Raw genomic sequence first — 16,876 nt, forward strand, 5'->3', positions numbered from 1 at the left:
CGTGTGTACCGGCTCGATCCGCGCTACGCCCCCGCCCCGCAGGCCGCATTCCACACGGGATGGCAGGCAGTGGCCTCCCAACTCCCCGACGGCCCGGCGGTGTTGGCCATCGACGGTTCCCCGTCCGTCGACTGGTCCCTCCTCGCCGACCGCCTCGCACACGAACTGACCGGGCGCGGCGTCCCCGTCACCCTGCTCGACATCCGGAACCACTACGCACGGCCGGCGCTCGTCAGAAGCCGTACCGAACACCCGGCGGACGCCGACGACCCGTACTTCCGCAAGCTCGCCGACAACCCCCTCGACGACCTCTTCGAGACCCTCCCGGTATCCACACCACCACAGGAAGGGCTACGCCTCGTCTACGGCCCCGGCGCCGCCCTCGTCGACCACGACCTGCTCTGGTACGCCGACGTGCCCAAGCGCTACGCGGAAGCCGCCGTCGGCGCGGGCGAGTTGGGCACCAACCTCGGCCTACCGGGCGAGAAGCCCGACTTCAGACGCCTCTTCTACGTCGACTGGCCGATGCTCGACCGGCACCGCGACTCGCTCGCCCACCGCCTCGACGCCTGGCTCGACATGCAGCACCCCGACCACCCGGCATGGATCGACGGAGCAGGCCTGCGCGCCACGTACGCCGACCTGGCCCGCAAGCCCGTCCGCACCCGCCCGTACTTCAACTCCACTCCCTGGGGCGGACATTGGGCACAGCGCGAGCTCGGCTTCAACCCCGACTCCCGCAACACCGCGCTCGGTTATGAACTGATCGCCCCCGAGGCCGGCATCCTCGTCGGCACCGGACCGGAGGCGCAGGCCGAGGTGCCGTTCCAACTCCTGTGCGTGCTGGAGCCGTTGAGCGTGCTGGGGGAAGAGGTGCACGCCCGCTTCGGTACGTCCTTCCCGATCCGCTTCGACTACCTGGACACCGTCGGCGGCGGCAGCCTGTCCGTGCACTGCCACCCCAAGGAGTCGTACATGCGCGAGCGTTTCGGCTGGGACTACACCCAGCACGAGACGTACTACCTCACCCTCGGCAGCACCGACACCAAGGTGTTCCTCGGCCTGCACGAGGACACCGACGTGGACGCCTTCCGCAAGGAGGTGGAACGGGCCGTCACCGACGGAGTCCCCATGGACCCCGAGGACCACGTCCTGGCCTTCCCCGCCGAACAGGGCCAGTTGTTCATGATCCCGGCGGGCACCCCGCACGCCAGCGGCGCGGGCAACCTCGTACTGGAGATCAGCGCCACCCCCTATCTGTACAGCCTGAGGTTCTACGACTGGCTCCGACCCGGTGCCGACGGCAACCCGCGCCCCCTCCCCTACGAGCACGGGTTCGCCAACCTGGAGACCGGCCGACGCGGGGAGGCCGTCACCCGCGACCTGGTGCAGAAGCCGCGCACCCTGCGCGAGGGCACCGGTTGGCGGGAGGAGGTCATCGGCGACCTGGCCGAGATGTTCTACGAGGTCAGGCGGTTCGTGCTCGACGCCGACGCCGAGGCTCCCGACGACACGCAGGGACGGTTCCACATCCTGAACGTGGTGGAAGGGGAAGGCGTCACGGTGCACACCGCGGCTGGCGACCGGCACGAACTGGCCTACGCGGAGACGCTCACTGTGCCGGCCGCGGTCGGCCCCTACACCCTGCGAGCCACCGGCGTCGGCCCGGTGCGTGTCGTGAAGGCGTTGGTCCGTTGATTCCTGTCCTGGAGATCGGCGGCACCCATGTCACCGCGGCGCTCGTCGACCTGCGCGACGGGCGTGTCACCAGCCGTACCCGCAGGCCGCTAGACGCGGACGGCGATGCCGAAGCCATCCTCGGCACCGTACGACACTGCGCCGACGAGCTGCGGGTGCCTCCTGGTGCGCGGTGGGGCGTGGCGGTGCCCGGACCGTTCGACTACGCACGGGGGATCGCCCTCTTCCAGGGCGTGGGCAAGTTCGACGCCCTGTACGGGATGGACGTGCGCGCAGCGCTCCTCCACGGACTGCGGCAGCGTCCCGGGGACGTCGTGTTCCTCAACGACGCCCACGCCTTCCTGACCGGCGAGTGGTCCGCGGGTACCGTCCGCGGGCACCGCCGCGCCGTCGGTATCACGCTCGGCACCGGTGTCGGCTCCGCGTTCCTCGCCGACGGCCGCATCCGCGACAACGGTCCCGGGATACCCCCCGAGGGGCGGATGGACCTCACCGAGATCGACGGCCGCCCGCTGGAGGACACCGTCTCCCGCCGGGCGATCCTCACCCGCTACGGCGACCCCGCCGCCGATGTGCACGACATCGCCGGACGCGCGAGAGCCGGGGAGGAGCGGGCCCAGCGGGTGCTGGACGACGTCTTCACCGGACTGGGCACGGCGCTGGGCCCGCACCTGGTGGACTTCGGCGCGACCGCCCTGGTCGTCGGGGGCTCCATGGCCCGCTCCTGGGACCTCGTCGCCCCCGCCCTGTCCGCCGGTCTCGCCGCCGGGGGCTGGACACCGGACGACCCGGGTGCCGACGCACGACGTACCCGTGCGATGAAACCCGCAGGCCCCGCAGGGGACGCCGCACTGCTGGGCGCGGCCCGCGCCGCGGCGTGAGACCGAGGAAGGGAAGGCCCCTTGGTGGTCGAGGACCGGAAGCGCTCCATACGAAAAGGGCCCCCACAGGCTCTCGCCCGTGAAGACCCTTCGCACCGTCGGGACGACAGGATTTGAACCTGCGACCCCTTGACCCCCAGTCAAGTGCGCTACCAAGCTGCGCCACGTCCCGGTGCGCTTCCCGCGGTGAACCGCGTGATCGCGCGAACAGCACTTTACCCCACGCCCGGGGGTGCGCCGAAGCCGGCACCGGGCGCGGGACAATCGTCGTATGGACGACACATCGTCAGGCGGTACGGCCGGAGCACGGGACCGGGACGACGACGGGCGGGCGCGCAACGCCCGGCCGCGGGACGGGCTCGGGCGGCCGTTGCCGTACGACGCGGACGGCGTGGCACGGCAGCCCGAGGGGGTCGTGCGCGCGCCGGAGGTGACCGTCGTCGAGGCGCAGGCGCTGCTCGACGAGGGGAAACCGTTCCATGCGCACGAGGTCTTCGAGGACGCCTGGAAGTCGGGGCCGGATGAGGAGCGTGCCCTGTGGCGCGCGCTCGCCCAGCTCGCCGTTGGCCTCACGCACGCGGCCCGGGGGAACGTCACCGGCGGCGCCCGGCTGTTGCGGCGCGGGGCCGGGGGCGTAGAGGAGTGGGCATCCGTGACGGGGCGCGAGCGGCCGTACGGGATGGATCTCGCGGGGGTCGCCGCGTGGGCGCGCGGGCTTGGGGACGATGTGGAGCGGGGCGGCGGGAGTGTGGACGCGCGGGCTCGGGCGCCTCGGCTGCGCGGGGTGTCGTAGCCCGGCCGTTTCGCGGGACGCCGTGGCCGGGCCGGTGCGGTGTACGGACTGTCAGTGGCGTGGGGCAGACTCGGGGGCGTGCGAAAGATTCATGTCATCGGTATCGGCGCGGGCGACCCCGAGCAGCTGACCCTGCAGGCGGTCAGGGCGCTGCGGAGCACGGACGTGTTCTTCCTCCTCGACAAGGGCGAGGTGAAGTCCGACCTCACGCAGTTGCGGCGGGACATGCTCGACGCGCACATACCGGAGGGGACGTACCGCCTGGTCGAGGCGCGCGACCCGGAGCGGGACCGGAAGGCCGGCGGCGCCGCGTACTCCCCCGCGGTCGGCGACTGGCGCAGCGCCCGCGCGGACATCTACGAACGGCTCATCACCGAGGAGCTGGGCGAGGAGGAGAGCGGCGCGTTCCTGGTGTGGGGTGACCCTTCGCTGTACGACAGCACGCTCGGCATCCTGGAGGAGATCCTGGAGCGGGGTGCGGTGGCGTTCACGTACGACGTCGTGCCCGGCATCAGCAGTGTCTCTGCGCTCGTCGCCCGGCACCGCACGGGACTGAACCGGGTGGCCCGGCCGGTGCAGATCACCACGGGCCGGCGGCTTTCCGAGGGGTTCCCAGAGGGTGTGGACGACGTGGTCGTGATGCTGGACGCGCAGCAGACCTTCCGGCAGTACGCCGACCAGGACATCGACATCTATTGGGGCGCCTACATCGGCACCCCGGACGAGATCCTCGCCTCCGGACCGATAGCCGAGGCCGCTCCGCGCATCGAGCGGCTGCGCGCCGAGGCCCGTGAGCGCAAGGGCTGGATCATGGACACGTATCTGCTGCGCCGGCACCCGGGCACCGAGTAGCGCGCCGGGCGGAACCCGAGCGGACCCGCCCACTGTGCAGAGGTGGTCCCTTGGTGTGAAAGTGACCTCGTGACAGTCGCCGAGGAAACCGCGCTGCCTTCCGCGCAGCAGCCCCCTGTGCTGGACCCTCGCCGCCGCAACGTCGTCTTCGTGACGATCATGCTGGGCATGCTGCTGGCGGCCCTCGACCAGACCATCGTGGGTACGGCCCTGCCGACGATCGTGTCGGACCTGGGCGGTGCCGCGCACATGTCGTGGGTGGTCACCGCCTATCTGCTGGCCGAGACCGTGGCGACCGTGCTGGTCGGCAAGTTCGGTGACCTGTTCGGCCGCAAGGTGGTCTTCCAGGTCTCGGCGATCGTGTTCATCACGGGTTCGTTCCTGTGCGGTCTCGCCACCAACATGACGCTGCTGATCGCCTGGCGGGCCGTGCAGGGCATCGGCGCGGGCGGTCTGATGGTGACGGCGATGGCGCTGATCGCCGACGTCATCCCGCTGCGGGAGCGCGGCAAGTACCAGGGCGCGATCGGCGCGGTGTTCGGCGTGGCCACGGTCATCGGGCCGCTCCTGGGCGGCCTGTTCACCGACCACCTCACCTGGCGCTGGGCGTTCTACGTCAACGTCCCCATCGCGATCATCGTGGTCGTCGCGGCGGCCCGTACCATCCCCGTGGTCAAGTCGGCGATGCGGCCCGTCATCGACTACCTGGGCATCGCGCTCGTCGCGGTCGGCGCGAGCTCGCTGATCCTGGCGACGAGTTGGGGCGGCAACCAGTACGCATGGGCTTCGCCGACCATCATCGGCCTGTTCGTCGGCGGCACGGTCGCGCTCGCACTTTTCTGCTGGGTCGAGACCCGGGCCGAGCAACCCATGCTGCCCATGCGGCTGTTCGCGAACCCGGTGTTCACGGTCTGCTCGATCCTCAGCTTCATCGTCGGTTTCGCGATGCTCGGCGCGCTGACGTATCTGCCGACCTATCTGCAGTACGTCGACGGCGACTCGGCCACGATCTCCGGTGTGCGGACGCTGCCCCTGGTGATCGGCCTGCTGATCGCGTCCGTCTTCAGCGGCAACGTGGTCAGCAAGACGGGCCAGTACCGCTACTTCCCCATCGTCGGCTCCCTGGTGATGGGCGTCGGGCTCTATCTGATGTCCCTCATGGGTCCGGGCACCGGCGCCTGGCTGGAGTCGCTGTACATGTTCGTGCTCGGCACCGGCATCGGGCTGTGCATGCAGGTCCTGACGATCGCCGTGCAGAACACCGTCGAGTACGTCGACCTCGGCACCGCGACCTCCGGCGTCACCTTCTTCCGTACGCTGGGCAGTTCGTTCGGCACCGCCGTCTTCGGCACGATCTACACCAACAGCCTGGGCCCCAATCTCCGCGACGGAATCGCTTCGGCCGCGAGAACCAGCGCACTGGACCCGGCCATGCTCACCAAGGCGGCAACCAGCCCCCAGGGCCTGCACAAACTGCCGGCCGCCGCAGCGGCTCCGATCATCAACGCCTACGCGGACACCATCCAGACGGTGTTCCGGTGGGCGGTCCCGGTCGCGGTGATCGGCTTCGTCGTCGCCCTGTTCCTCAAGCAGGTCGAGCTGCGGGACAGCGCGCGGATGGGCTCCACCGACATGGGAGAGGGCTTCGCGTCACCGCGCGGCGCGGACTCGCAACGGCTCCTCGAAGCCGCTGTGGGCAAGGTCATCGGCAGCACGGACCTCGACACCGCGCGGCGGATCATCACCGGCTCCGACACCCGGCTGGACATCGCCGGCGCCTGGGCCGTGATGCAGGTCGAACTGTTCGGCAGGCTGGTCGGCCACGCGAGCCTCGGCCTGATCGCCGCCCGCCGGCACATGCCGCCGGAGGTGCTCCTCCCGGTCTTCGACCGCATGGTCCAGGAGGGCTACCTGACCCGCGACGGCAACCTCCTCTCCCACACCGCCGCGGGCGAACGCGAGGCCGAGGTCATCGGCAAGGCGTGGGGCACCTGGCTGGAGGAACGGGTGCAGCAGGACATCGGCCGCCCGTCGGGCGAGGACCTCCGCGCCGCGGTCGACTCCATCGCCAAGCGGCTCCTGGTGGAGGACCTGAGCAGTGGACTGCCGCAGCGTCCGGCGGAGTTGGCGGGGAGCGCCCACTCCTGAAAACCGGGTGACGCAGGGGCCGGGCGGGCGCGACACTCACGGCATGTCCTCCGCCCCGGTCCGCTTCCGCGATCCGCGCAGCACCAAGTACGACTTCCTGGACTCGATGCTGGTGCGGTGCCCGCGCTGCGAGCGGATCGCCCATGTCGTACAGCAGCCGTGCCAGGAGCCGAACCCGGCGTTGTTCGCGCCGAGGCACCTCGTCTGCCGAAGCTGCGGCCTGTCGCGGACCTGCGCGGGCCGCAGCTTCTCCCTCCGGTACGGTTCTGCGGACCTCGCCCGAGATCCCTACTTCCACGTGCCCCTGTGGCTGCAGACGCGGACCCGGCACGGCGGTCTGTGGGCCTACAACCTCGCCCACCTGGACCTGATCAGCCGGTTCGTCGCCGCCGACCTGCGCGAACGCGCGCCCTGGTACGAGACCGGCCGCAAGATGACACTGGTCGCCCGCCTCCCGGCCTGGATGAAGAGCGCCAAGAACCGGGACGAGGTACTGCGCGCGGTGGACCGTCTCCGGGCCACGGTCATCGCTCCGGGCTGAGACCCAGCCGCTCCAGCACCCCACCCACATCGGGCACCGCGCGCACACCGTCCGGCAACCGCGGTCGTCGTACGACCACGACCGGAACGCCCGCTTCCCGCGCGGCGGTCAGTTTGGCCGCCGTCGCCGCTCCCCCGCTGTCCTTCGTGACGACGACGTCGATCCGGTGCGCGCGCAACAGCGCCGCCTCGTCGGCCACTGTGAACGGCCCGCGTGCCAGCAGCACTTCGGCATCCGGCGGCATCGGAGGCTCGGGCGGCTCCACCGACCGTACGACGAAGTGCAGTTGGGCGAGGTGAGCGAAGGCGGCGAGCCCGAGGCGTCCGGTGGTGAGCAGGACGCGCCGACCGAGTCCGGGCAGCACGTCCGCGGCCTCCGCCAGCGAGTCGACCGGGTGCCAGCGGTCTCTGGGTCCCGGCCGCCAGCCGGGCCTGCGCAGTACGACGACGGGCAGTCCGGTCGCCGTCGCGGCTCGCGCCGCGTTCGCGGTGATCGACTCGGCGAAAGGGTGCGTGGCGTCGACGACAGCGTCCACGCGATGCTCCCGCAGCCACGCGGCCAGCCCCTCGGCCCCGCCGAACCCACCGATCCGTACGTCACCGGCCAGTGCCCCCGGCCGCGAGACCCGGCCGGCGAGGGAGGTGGTCACCCTGACCCCGGGCCTGGCCGCCAGCTCGGCGGCCAGTTCACGCGCCTCGGTGGTGCCGCCGAGGACCAGGATGTGCGAGGCCATGGGGTGAGCGTACGAGGTCACGGGTCCGAGGAGTCGGTGGCGTCAGCGGAGGAGCAGCTGGAGGCCGCCCACGATCGTCGCCGCGATCACGAGTTGCTCGAACAGTCGCTGGTTGATTCGGTTCACAGCCCATTTGCCGATCAACGCACCGGGTACGACGAATGCCGCGAGCGCCGCGTCAAGGAGGAGCGAGTGGCCGTCGATGAGGCCGAGGCCGACGCTGAAGGGCACCTTGGTCACGTTGACGATGAGGAAGAAGAACGCCGAGGTGCCGAGGAAACCCAGTTTCCGGAAGCCCGCGGAGAGCAGGTACATCGACATCACCGGGCCGCCGGCGTTGGCGACCATCGTGGTGAAGCCGCCGAGCACACCGTACGAGCGGGCCTTCGCCCGCCCGGACCTGGTGACGACCGAGTCCGGCTCGTCGTCTGCCCCGGCCCCGGCCTCCGCCTTGCGCCGGCGCCACAGGGTGACCCCGGCCATGAACAGCAGGATCGCGCCGATCGACGTCCGTACGACCGCGTCGTCGGCCCACACCAGGAACAGCGTCCCGATCACGACTCCCGCCGCGACCGCCGGGAACAGCCGCCACAGCGTGGGCCAGTGGGCGTGCCGTCGGTAGGTGAGGACGGCGAGCATGTCGCCGACGATCAGGATCGGGAGCAGTACGCCGGTGGAGGCGCGGGCGGGCAGGACAGCCGCGAAGATCGCGAGGCTGACCGTGTTGGCCCCGCTCACGGCGGTCTTGGAGAAGCCGACGAGCAGGGCCGCGGCGGCGAGCGCGGCGAATTCCCAGCCGGATATGTGCCAGAGCGTCATCGTGTTCATGCGAGGACCGATGGTATGTCCTTACATCCGGCCGCGTAAGGAGTGTCTCGGCAGGTGGCCCCTGCACTGTCGAGAGCCGACGGAAGTGCCGGTAGCGTTCCACCGGCACCACCACGTGGAAAGATCCCCCGGAACCGCGACCTTCCCGACACCTCCGGAGGACACATGGCCGACACCCGCGAGCACGTCCTCACGGGCACCCTGGGCACGATCACCGCACGCGAGTGGCCGCACGAGCACCCTCGGTACATCGCCCTCGTCGCGCACGGGTACGGCGAACACATCGGCCGGTACGCCGAGTTGGCCGCCGTACTGCGGACGCACGGCGCGGCCGTCCACGGTCCCGACCACCAGGGACACGGCGGGTCGGCCGGTGAGCGCGCGCTGATCGAGGACTTCGAGGACGTGGTCACGGACCTGCACACCGTCGCCGACCTGGCCCGCGCCAGGCACCCCGGCGTCCCCCTCGTCCTGATCGGCCACTCCATGGGCGGCCTGATCGCCTCCCGTTTCGCGCAGCGCCACGGCGACGAGCTCGCCGCGCTCGTGCTGTCCGGGCCGGTGATCGGCACCTGGGAACTGCCGGGCCGACTGCTCGAACTCGCCGAGATCCCCGACATCCCGATCAACCCGACCGCGCTCTCCCGCGACCCGGGCGTCGGTACGGCGTACGCGGCGGATCCGCTGGTCTGGCACGGCCCGATGAAGCGGCCGACGCTGGAGGCCTTCGCCCGCACCCTGGGGACCGTCTCAGAGTCGGGGGACATCGGCCCTCTCCCCCTGCTCTGGCTGCACGGCAGCGACGACCGGCTCGTCCCGCTCGCCGGGAGCCGTGTCGGCGTCGAGCGGTTGAGCGGCGGTGAGTTGACCGAACGCGTCTATCCGGGCGCCCGGCACGAGGTGTTCCACGAGACGAACCGGGCGGAGGTCTTCGCGGACCTGATCCGTTTCCTGGACGGCGTGTTGGAGGGCACCACCCGGTCGGCATGACCGTGCCAAACTTCTCGCACGACCCGTCGGAGTCGTCGGGCACAGCCGAGCAGAGGAGCGTCGCGTGACCGGGACAGAACCGGCCGTCCAGCGGATCGACACATCGAAGCCGCATCCGGCCCGGGTGTACGACTGGTTCCTCGGCGGCAAGGACAACTACCCGGTCGACGAGCAACTCGGCAGGCAGATCACGGCACTTGACCCGGGTGCCCCACGGACCGCGCGGGCCAACCGCTGGTTCATGCAGCGGGCGACGCGGCTGGTCGCCCGGCAGTCGGGCATCCGCCAGTTCCTGGACGTCGGCACCGGAATACCGACCGCGCCCAACCTCCACCAGATCGCCCAGTCCACCGCGCCGGACGCGCGGGTCGTGTACGTCGACAACGACCCGATCGTCCTCGCCCACGCCGCGGCACTGCTGCGCGGCACCCCCGAGGGTGCGACGGAGTACCTCCAGGCCGACGCCCGCGAACCGCTCACGATCCTCCAACAGGCCGCCCGCGTCCTCGACTTCGACCGCCCGGTCGCCCTGTCCCTCATCGCCCTGCTGCACTTCATCCCGGACGCGGACGGCGCGCACGAGCTGGTGGACACCCTCATCGACGCGCTGGCGCCGGGCAGTTGTCTGGTGCTGTCCGCGATGACCGCCGACTTCGAGCCGGAGAAGGTGGAGCGGGGCATCGCCGCGTACGCGGCGGGCGGGGTGACGCTGGTGGCCCGCTCGCACACCGAAGTCAGCAGCTTCTTCAAGGGACTTGAGCCGGTCGAACCAGGCATCGTGTCCGTGGCGGACTGGCATCCCGAACTCGCGGAGGGCGAGACGCCACTCGGCGAGGGCCCGATCTCGCTGTACGGCGGCGTCGGCTTCAAGGCCTGAGACGCCGGCACCCATGCCGATTTGCCACCGGGGCCCGGCAGTTGATCGGGTGCGGCCGGTTTCCCGAGCCGTCAGGCGGAGGCTTCGAGGTCCACGGCGGCCTCGGCGTGGGTGACGAAGTCGTCGACCAGCCGGTGGAAGAGCGCCGCGAGGTGCCGTAGGTCCTCGGAGGACCAGTGGGCCAGCGCCATCTCCATGCCGCGGCGACTCGCGTCCCGTATGCGAGTGACGGCGGCCAGTCCGCTGTCGGTGAGCTGGACGCGCTGAGCACGGCCGTCGTCGGGGTCCGGGATTCGGATCACATGGCCGAGTTGCTCCAACTGCCGTAGCTGGCGCGTGACATGAGAGGCCTCCACCGACATCCGGACGGCCAGCACGCCGGGGCGCATCGGCTCGCTCTCGGCGATGTAGCGGAGGATCGCCACGGCGGCCCGGTCCAGCGGCAGCCCGGCGAGCGCCATCAGACGCTCGTGCTGCCGGGCCCGCCCGGCCAGGTAGGCGATCCGGGTGAGGACCCGCTCGATCTCGACTACGTCCGCCGGAACGGGTGGCGGCGCGGGTGGCGGTGTGGACATGCGTCCACCGTAACAGCTACTTGCCTGAGTTAAGCAAGGTCGAAACGGTTGCTTGACTTAAGTAACGCATTTATGGTTGCCTAACTCAAGCAAGTCCAGAGCCGGGGTCACCGAAGCGGAGGTGTCCCCGTCGCGCCGTACGCCGTGGGGACGGAGTATGGCGCCGTCACCGGTCCCGGCGGCCGGAGTACTCCCCCCGTCCGCCGCCGGGGCCGGTGACACCCCTCACGCACATGGAAAGCGAGTCCCCTCATGGCCACGATGAAGTCCGTGCAGACCGGCGCCGTAGACAAGATCGACGTGGTGGACGTCGAGCGTCCGGTGCCCGGGCCCAAGGACGCCCTCATGAAGATCCGCGCCTGCGGGATCTGCGGCACCGACACCTTCTTCCTCCACATCGGCGGCGGCCCGTTCGGAGCCGGTGGCGCCATGGTCCCGGTCCCCCTCGGCCACGAGCCGGCCGGGGAGATCGTCGAGGTCGGTGCGGAGGTCGAGGGCTTGAAGGCCGGTGACCGGGTGGTCGTCAACCCGCAGGGTGCGCCCTCCGGGATCATCGGCTGCGGCGGCAAGCACGGCGCCATGAGCGACTACCTCCTGCTGGAGGACTGCGAGATCGGCAAGAGCGTCACCGTGTTCCCCGACAGCGTGCCCTTCGACGTCGCCGCCCTCAACGAGCCGATGGCGGTGGCCCGGCACGCCGTCAACCGTTCCGGGGCGGAACCCGGCGACAAGGTCGTCATCTTCGGTGCCGGGCCCATCGGTCTGGGCGCGGCGATCTGGCTGAAGCTGCGCGGGGTCGAGCACGTCGTCGTCGCCGACGTCATCGCCTCGCGCCTGGAGACGGCGCTCGCCGTCGGCGCGGACGCCGTGATCAACTCCGCCGAGGAGGACGTGACTTCGCGGCTGACCGAGTTGCACGGCCAGGCCGCCAACGCGCTCGGCCAGCCCCGCCCGGGCACCGACATCTACATCGACGCCGCCGGCGTCGCCGCGGTCGTCAACACCACGGTCGACTCCGCGAAGTGGGGCGCCAAGCTGGTCATGGTCGCCGTACAGAAGAAGGGCGCCGACATCGACCTCGGCGGGATGCTGCGCAGCGAGCTGACACTGATCGCCTCGCAGGGCTACCCCACCGAGATCTTCGAGGTCACGCGGGAGATCGTCGAGCACCACGAGCGGTTCGCCAAGCTGATCAGCCACCGTGTGCCCTTCGCCGAGGTCGAGGACGCCTTCGAGCTCGCGCTGACGCCGGGCGCGGCGGAGAAGATCGTCGTCACCTTCGACGAGTAGGGGCAGGCGCGCCGGTTCCCGCCATGCGCGGTGGGAACCGGCGGGCGCCGGCCCTCTCGGACAGGAACCCCCCACGCCATGATCCACAGCCTGCAGCGGGTGCTGCGCTGCCATCCCCGTACCGTCGACCTGGTCGTCGCCGCCGCGCTCTTCGCCTGCTCCTTCCCGGGCAGTGTGATGACGCTCCCGGGCCACGACCTCGAAGTCCCGTGGTGGCCCGGCGTGTTGGTCGCGGCTGTCTCCTCGCTCGCCCTGCTGTGGCGGCGCACCCTGCCGCGCACCACGGTGGTGGTCACCCTGTGCTGCGCCATGGCCGTGGCCGCGCTCGGGTACATCCTCACGGTCCTGGTGATCGGACCGCTGATGGTCGCGCTCTACACGCTGGCCCTGCGCTCCGACCGGACCACCGCGAACGTCTTCACCGCCTCCGGCATCGCCCTGCTGGCCGGCACGTCCCTCGTCGTAGGGCCTGACAACGAGCCGCTGGTCCTGAAACTGCTCGGCCCGGCCTTCTGGCTGCTGCTGCCGACCTCGCTCGGCACCACGACCCGGCTCCGCGCGGCCTGCCTGGAGGCCGTGCGGGCACGTGCCGAGCACGCGGAACGGACCCGGGAGCAGGAGGCACGGCACCGTGTCACCGAGGAACGCATGCGGATCGCCCGGGACCTCCACGACGTCGTCGCCCATCACCTCGTCCTGGCCAACCTCCAGGCCGGTACGGTCGTACGGCTGATGCGCAGCCGGCCCGAGGAGGCCGAGCGGATCGCCGGTGAACTCGCCGGCACCACCCTGTCGGCCGTACGCGAACTCAAGGCCACCGTCGGCCTGTTGCGTCACGCGGACGACTCGGAGACTCCAGCGGGGCCCGCACCCGGTCTGGCCCAACTGGCAGATCTGGCAGCCTCGTTCGAGCCCGCCGGGTTGTCCGTCACCGTCAACACCGAAGGCAGGCAACGGCCGTTGTCCGCCGGTGCGGACCTCACGGCGTACCGCATCGTGCAGGAAGCGCTCACCAACGTGACCAAGCACGCGGGCGCCGGTTCGGCCGAGGTGCGGCTGACCTACTCGCACGACCGGCTGGGCATCACCGTCACGGATCACGGCGGTACGGCGGCACCCTCGTCCCCCGCGCCCCCCGCGTCCGGCAGCGGGTACGGCGTGATCGGCATGCGGGAGCGTGCGCTCTCCGCCGGGGGCCGACTTCGCGCAGGTCACCGGCCCGAGGGTGGCTTCGAGGTCGTCACCGAACTGCCGTTGCTCTCCCCCGCCCAGCCTCACACCCAGAATGCACTTGCTTAACTCAATCAATCTCATTATGGTTGAGTGAGTCAAGCAAGTCGGCTTGCCGTTGATCGTCGTCACTCGTCCCTGATCGTCACAGCTCGTTCCCGATGGAGGCACTGCCATGTCCGACGCCCTTGCCCGACCCGCCGAAGCGGGTTCCTCCGCTCCGCCGAGGTCGAACGCCGTCGTCGCGGTGCTGGCCTTCGCCGGAATCGTCGTCTCGCTGATGCAGACCCTGGTCATCCCGATCATCCCGGAGCTGCCGAAGTACCTGAACGCCTCCGCGTCGAACACCGCGTGGGCGGTCACCGCCACCCTGCTGGCCGCCGCCGTGGCCACCCCGGTCGTGGGCCGGCTCGGCGACATGTTCGGCAAGCGCCGCATGCTCCTGACCAGCATCGTCCTGCTGGTCACCGGCTCGATCGTGTGCGCCCTGGCCGACTCGCTGATCCCGATGGTCATCGGCCGCGCGTTGCAGGGTCTGGCCGCCGCGGTCGTCCCGCTCGGCATCAGCGTCATGCGTGACGTCCTGCCCAGCGACCGGCTGGCCGGCTCCACCGCCCTGATGAGCGCCTCGCTCGGCGTAGGCGGCGCCCTGGGTCTGCCTTCGGCGGCCTTCATCGCCGACCACTACAACTGGCACATCCTGTTCTGGGTCTCCGCCGTTCTCGGCGCCGTCTCCTTCCTGCTGGTCCTGTCGATCGTGCCCGAGTCCAAGGTCCGCACCGGCGGCCGCTTCGACCTGGTCGGCTCGCTCGGACTCTCCGCCGGACTGATCTCCCTGCTGCTCGCGATCTCCAAGGGTTCCGACTGGGGCTGGACCAGCGCGACCACCCTGATCCTCGGCGTCGCCGCCGTCACGATCCTGCTCTCGTGGGGCTGGTACGAGCTGCGCAGCCCGCAGCCGCTGGTCGACCTGCGCACGACCGCAAAGCCGCAGGTGCTGTTCACGAACCTGGCCTCGATCGCCCTCGGCTTCTCGATGTTCGCCATGTCCCTGGTACTCCCCCAGCTCCTCCAACTGCCCACGCAGACCGGCTACGGCCTGGGCAAGTCGATGCTGATGGTCGGCCTGGTGCTCGCCCCGCAGGGCCTGGTCATGATGGCCATGTCAGCCGTGTCCGCCCGCGTCACCAAGGCCAAGGGCCCCAAGGTCACCCTGATGATCGGCGCGCTGATCGTCGCCTCCGGGTACGCCCTCAACATCCTGCTGATGTCCGAGGTCTGGCACCTCGTCCTGGTGTCCTGCATCATCGGCGCGGGCGTCGGCTTCACCTACGGCGCCCTGCCCGCCCTGATCATGGGCGCGGTCGACCCGTCCCAGACCGGCGCCGCGAACAGCCTCAACACCCTGATGCGGTCCCTGGGCACCAGCTTCGCCAGTGCCATCGCCGGTGTGATCCTCGCCCAGATGACCACCGACTTCGGCGGCGCCGCCCTCCCGTCGGAGAACGGCTTCAAGGTCGTCATGGCGATCGGCGCCGGGGCCGCGCTGCTCGCCTTCTTCCTCGCGAGCCTGATCCCCAAGCCCCGTAAGGCTGTCGAGGCACCGGCCGACGTGACACCCGCCCCGGCTCAGGAGGTCTCCGAGGCAAAGGCCTGAGGCATTCTGGTTCATCGAGCACACGGCGGTCGCCGCCCCGCACCCGACGGGACGGCGACCGCCCGCCGCTTGCCCGCACGCCCCGTCAGTCCCCCCTGCCACAGCGAGGAGTCCACGATGACGACACCCAACTCCCGTGACACAGCAGCCGATTCGACACCCGAACCCGTGGTGCGGTTCGGCGCCGGTGCCGTGCGTGGACGGCTGGAGAACGGGCTGGCCGTCTTCCGCGGCATCCCGTTCGCCGAACCGCCCGTCGGGGACGCCCGGTTCCAGGCACCGCGCCCGGTGCGCGGCTGGGACGGCGTGCGGGACGCCTTCGACTTCGGGCCCCCGCCCCCGCAGGAGTCCGGATTCCAGGGCCGCAGAGGTGTGTTGGTGGCGCCGACGGGCGACGACTGGCTGACCGTCAACGTGTGGACACCCGCTCCCGATCCGGCGGCCCGGCGTCCGGTGATGGTGTGGATCTACGGCGGCGCCTACAAGTTGGGACACGCGGGCAGCCCCGGCTACGACGCGCAGCACATCGCGCGGGACGGCGACCTCGTGGTCGTGACCCTCAACTACCGTGTCGGAATAGAGGGGTTCGCCCGGATCGACGGCGCCCCCGCCAACCGCGGGCTGCTCGACCAGGTCGCCGCGCTGGAGTGGGTGCGGGAGAACATCACGGCGTTCGGCGGTGATCCCGAACAGGTCACCGTCTTCGGCGAGTCGGCCGGTGCCGGGTCGGTGGCCTCGCTGCTGGTCATGCCGAGCGCGTCCGGACTGTTCCGGCGGGCCATCGCGCAGAGCGTGCCGAGCCCCTTCTTCTCCGACCCGCTGGCCAAGGACATCGCGGCCGCGATCGCCGCCGAGGCGGGACTGCGCCCCACGGCCGCCGACCTCTCGACCGTGGACCCGCGTCAACTGCCCATGGCTGGTGAGACGTTGACCGACAAGATGCACCAGTACGAGGACCGGTGGGGCACCCTCGCCCACACGCTGAGTCCCTTCGCGCCCGTCGTCGACGGCGAGGTGCTGCCCACCACACCCTGGCAGGGCCTCGCGGCCGGTGCCGCCCGCGACGTGGAACTGATCCTCGGTCACAACCGGGACGAGTTCCGCCTGTTCACCGTCCTCGACGGGCAGTTCGGGAAGCTCACCGAGGAGGACGCGACGACCGCGCTGCGCCGGTTCGGGCCCGGGCCCGATGCCGCCCAGGCCTATCGCACCGCCTTCCCGGACGCCTCACCGGGCGAGTTGCACGAGATCGTCAACTCCGACCGGGTGTTCCGCATGCCCTGCCTCCACCTGGCCGAGGCACAGCTCGCCGCCGGCGGTCGCGCGCACGTCTACGAACTCACCTGGCCCGCACCGGGGTTGGGCGGCGTCCTGGGCGCCTGCCACGGCCTCGACATTCCGCTGCTGTTCGGCACGTTCACCGCCGACCTGGGCAACCTGCTGTTCGCGGACGTCGAACCCTCCCCCGAGGCGCTGGCACTGTCGTCCCGCTTCCGCGCGTCCTGGACGGCGTTCGCGAGGACGGGCGACCCGGGCTGGCCCGCGTACGACATCGAGCGGCGGGCGGTGCAGCTACTCGACGCGGAGCCCGTGGTCACGGCGTATCCGGAGGAGGCTTCGCGGCGACTGTGGAAGGGGCATGTGTTCGCTGCGCTGCCCTTGATCGGGTAGGAGTCGCAGCAGCCCACAGCGGACGGTTTGAGCCTGGACACCGTGCTCTGACGCTCCGGGTTCATCGGTCCCGCGGCGGTTCGTCGGGTACACCGGAGGACGGTCGGCGTCG

The 16,876-nt window shown here is 70.7% G+C and carries 15 protein-coding genes and 1 tRNA gene; 12 read left to right on the forward strand and 4 right to left on the reverse strand.

Annotated features, from left to right (window positions below):
* The first annotated feature begins 3 nt into the window (after positions 1-3).
* A complete protein-coding gene (locus OO70_RS17405; protein ID WP_043671240.1) occupies positions 4-1,698 on the forward strand; it encodes a class I mannose-6-phosphate isomerase in 1,695 nt (564 codons plus the stop codon).
* Positions 1,695-2,579: an ROK family protein gene (locus OO70_RS17410; protein ID WP_043671243.1), complete on the forward strand. Its 885-nt coding sequence runs from the start codon at positions 1,695-1,697 to the stop codon at positions 2,577-2,579. The genes OO70_RS17405 and OO70_RS17410 overlap by 4 nt, the downstream gene beginning before the upstream one ends.
* 98 nt (positions 2,580-2,677) lie before the next feature.
* On the opposite strand, the gene OO70_RS17415 is transcribed toward OO70_RS17410, so the two are convergent.
* Positions 2,678-2,751, reverse strand: a tRNA-Pro gene (locus OO70_RS17415).
* A gap of 99 nt (positions 2,752-2,850) precedes the next feature.
* Between OO70_RS17415 and OO70_RS17420 the strand changes: the two genes are divergently transcribed.
* The 4 genes from OO70_RS17420 to OO70_RS17435 all read left to right on the forward strand — a co-directional run bounded on the left by OO70_RS17420 (position 2,851) and on the right by OO70_RS17435 (position 6,913).
* Positions 2,851-3,372, forward strand: a complete 522-nt coding sequence (locus tag OO70_RS17420) for a DUF309 domain-containing protein (protein ID WP_043671245.1) — start codon at positions 2,851-2,853, stop codon at positions 3,370-3,372.
* A 78-nt stretch (positions 3,373-3,450) separates the two neighbouring features.
* The gene (cobF, locus tag OO70_RS17425) at positions 3,451-4,224 is read left to right on the forward strand and encodes a precorrin-6A synthase (deacetylating) (RefSeq protein ID WP_043671246.1); all 774 of its coding nucleotides are present in this window, start codon (positions 3,451-3,453) and stop codon (positions 4,222-4,224) included.
* A 69-nt stretch (positions 4,225-4,293) separates the two neighbouring features.
* On the forward strand, positions 4,294-6,372 hold the full coding sequence (locus OO70_RS17430; protein WP_043671248.1) for an MDR family MFS transporter: 2,079 nt from the start codon (positions 4,294-4,296) through the stop codon (positions 6,370-6,372).
* A 43-nt stretch (positions 6,373-6,415) separates the two neighbouring features.
* The gene (locus OO70_RS17435) at positions 6,416-6,913 is read left to right on the forward strand and encodes a hypothetical protein (protein ID WP_043672662.1); all 498 of its coding nucleotides are present in this window, start codon (positions 6,416-6,418) and stop codon (positions 6,911-6,913) included.
* On the opposite strand, the gene OO70_RS17440 is transcribed toward OO70_RS17435, so the two are convergent.
* Positions 6,897-7,646, reverse strand: coding sequence for a cobalt-precorrin-6A reductase (locus OO70_RS17440; RefSeq protein ID WP_043671250.1), 750 nt, complete (start codon positions 7,644-7,646; stop codon positions 6,897-6,899). The genes OO70_RS17435 and OO70_RS17440 overlap by 17 nt on opposite strands.
* Before the next feature lie 42 nt (positions 7,647-7,688).
* Positions 7,689-8,474 carry a sulfite exporter TauE/SafE family protein gene (locus tag OO70_RS17445; RefSeq protein ID WP_043671252.1) on the reverse strand — a complete coding sequence of 262 codons (786 nt, stop codon included), beginning with the start codon at positions 8,472-8,474 and terminating at the stop codon, positions 7,689-7,691.
* Between the two features lie 165 nt (positions 8,475-8,639).
* On the opposite strand from OO70_RS17445, the gene OO70_RS17450 reads away from it, so the two are divergent.
* Positions 8,640-9,464: an alpha/beta hydrolase gene (locus OO70_RS17450; RefSeq protein ID WP_043671255.1), complete on the forward strand. Its 825-nt coding sequence runs from the start codon at positions 8,640-8,642 to the stop codon at positions 9,462-9,464.
* A 64-nt stretch (positions 9,465-9,528) separates the two neighbouring features.
* Complete coding sequence (locus OO70_RS17455; protein WP_043671257.1) at positions 9,529-10,341, forward strand: SAM-dependent methyltransferase; 813 nt, start codon at positions 9,529-9,531, stop codon at positions 10,339-10,341.
* A gap of 71 nt (positions 10,342-10,412) precedes the next feature.
* On the opposite strand, the gene OO70_RS17460 is transcribed toward OO70_RS17455, so the two are convergent.
* A complete protein-coding gene (locus OO70_RS17460) occupies positions 10,413-10,916 on the reverse strand; it encodes a MarR family winged helix-turn-helix transcriptional regulator (protein ID WP_043671259.1) in 504 nt (167 codons plus the stop codon).
* Positions 10,917-11,168: 252 nt separating this feature from the next.
* Between OO70_RS17460 and OO70_RS17465 the strand changes: the two genes are divergently transcribed.
* From OO70_RS17465 to OO70_RS17480, 4 genes are all read left to right on the forward strand, one after another.
* Positions 11,169-12,206, forward strand: coding sequence for a zinc-dependent alcohol dehydrogenase (locus tag OO70_RS17465; protein WP_043671262.1), 1,038 nt, complete (start codon positions 11,169-11,171; stop codon positions 12,204-12,206).
* 78 nt (positions 12,207-12,284) lie between these two features.
* Positions 12,285-13,505, forward strand: coding sequence for a sensor histidine kinase (locus tag OO70_RS17470; protein ID WP_043671265.1), 1,221 nt, complete (start codon positions 12,285-12,287; stop codon positions 13,503-13,505).
* Between the two features lie 106 nt (positions 13,506-13,611).
* Entirely contained in the window at positions 13,612-15,093 is a 1,482-nt protein-coding gene (locus OO70_RS17475) for an MFS transporter (protein ID WP_043671268.1), read from the forward strand.
* Positions 15,094-15,210: 117 nt separating this feature from the next.
* Positions 15,211-16,764, forward strand: coding sequence for a carboxylesterase/lipase family protein (locus OO70_RS17480; protein ID WP_043671271.1), 1,554 nt, complete (start codon positions 15,211-15,213; stop codon positions 16,762-16,764).
* Positions 16,765-16,876: the final 112 nt, after the last annotated feature.

Source organism: Streptomyces xylophagus (assembly GCF_000716435.1).
Lineage (GTDB): Bacteria > Actinomycetota > Actinomycetes > Streptomycetales > Streptomycetaceae > Streptomyces > Streptomyces xylophagus.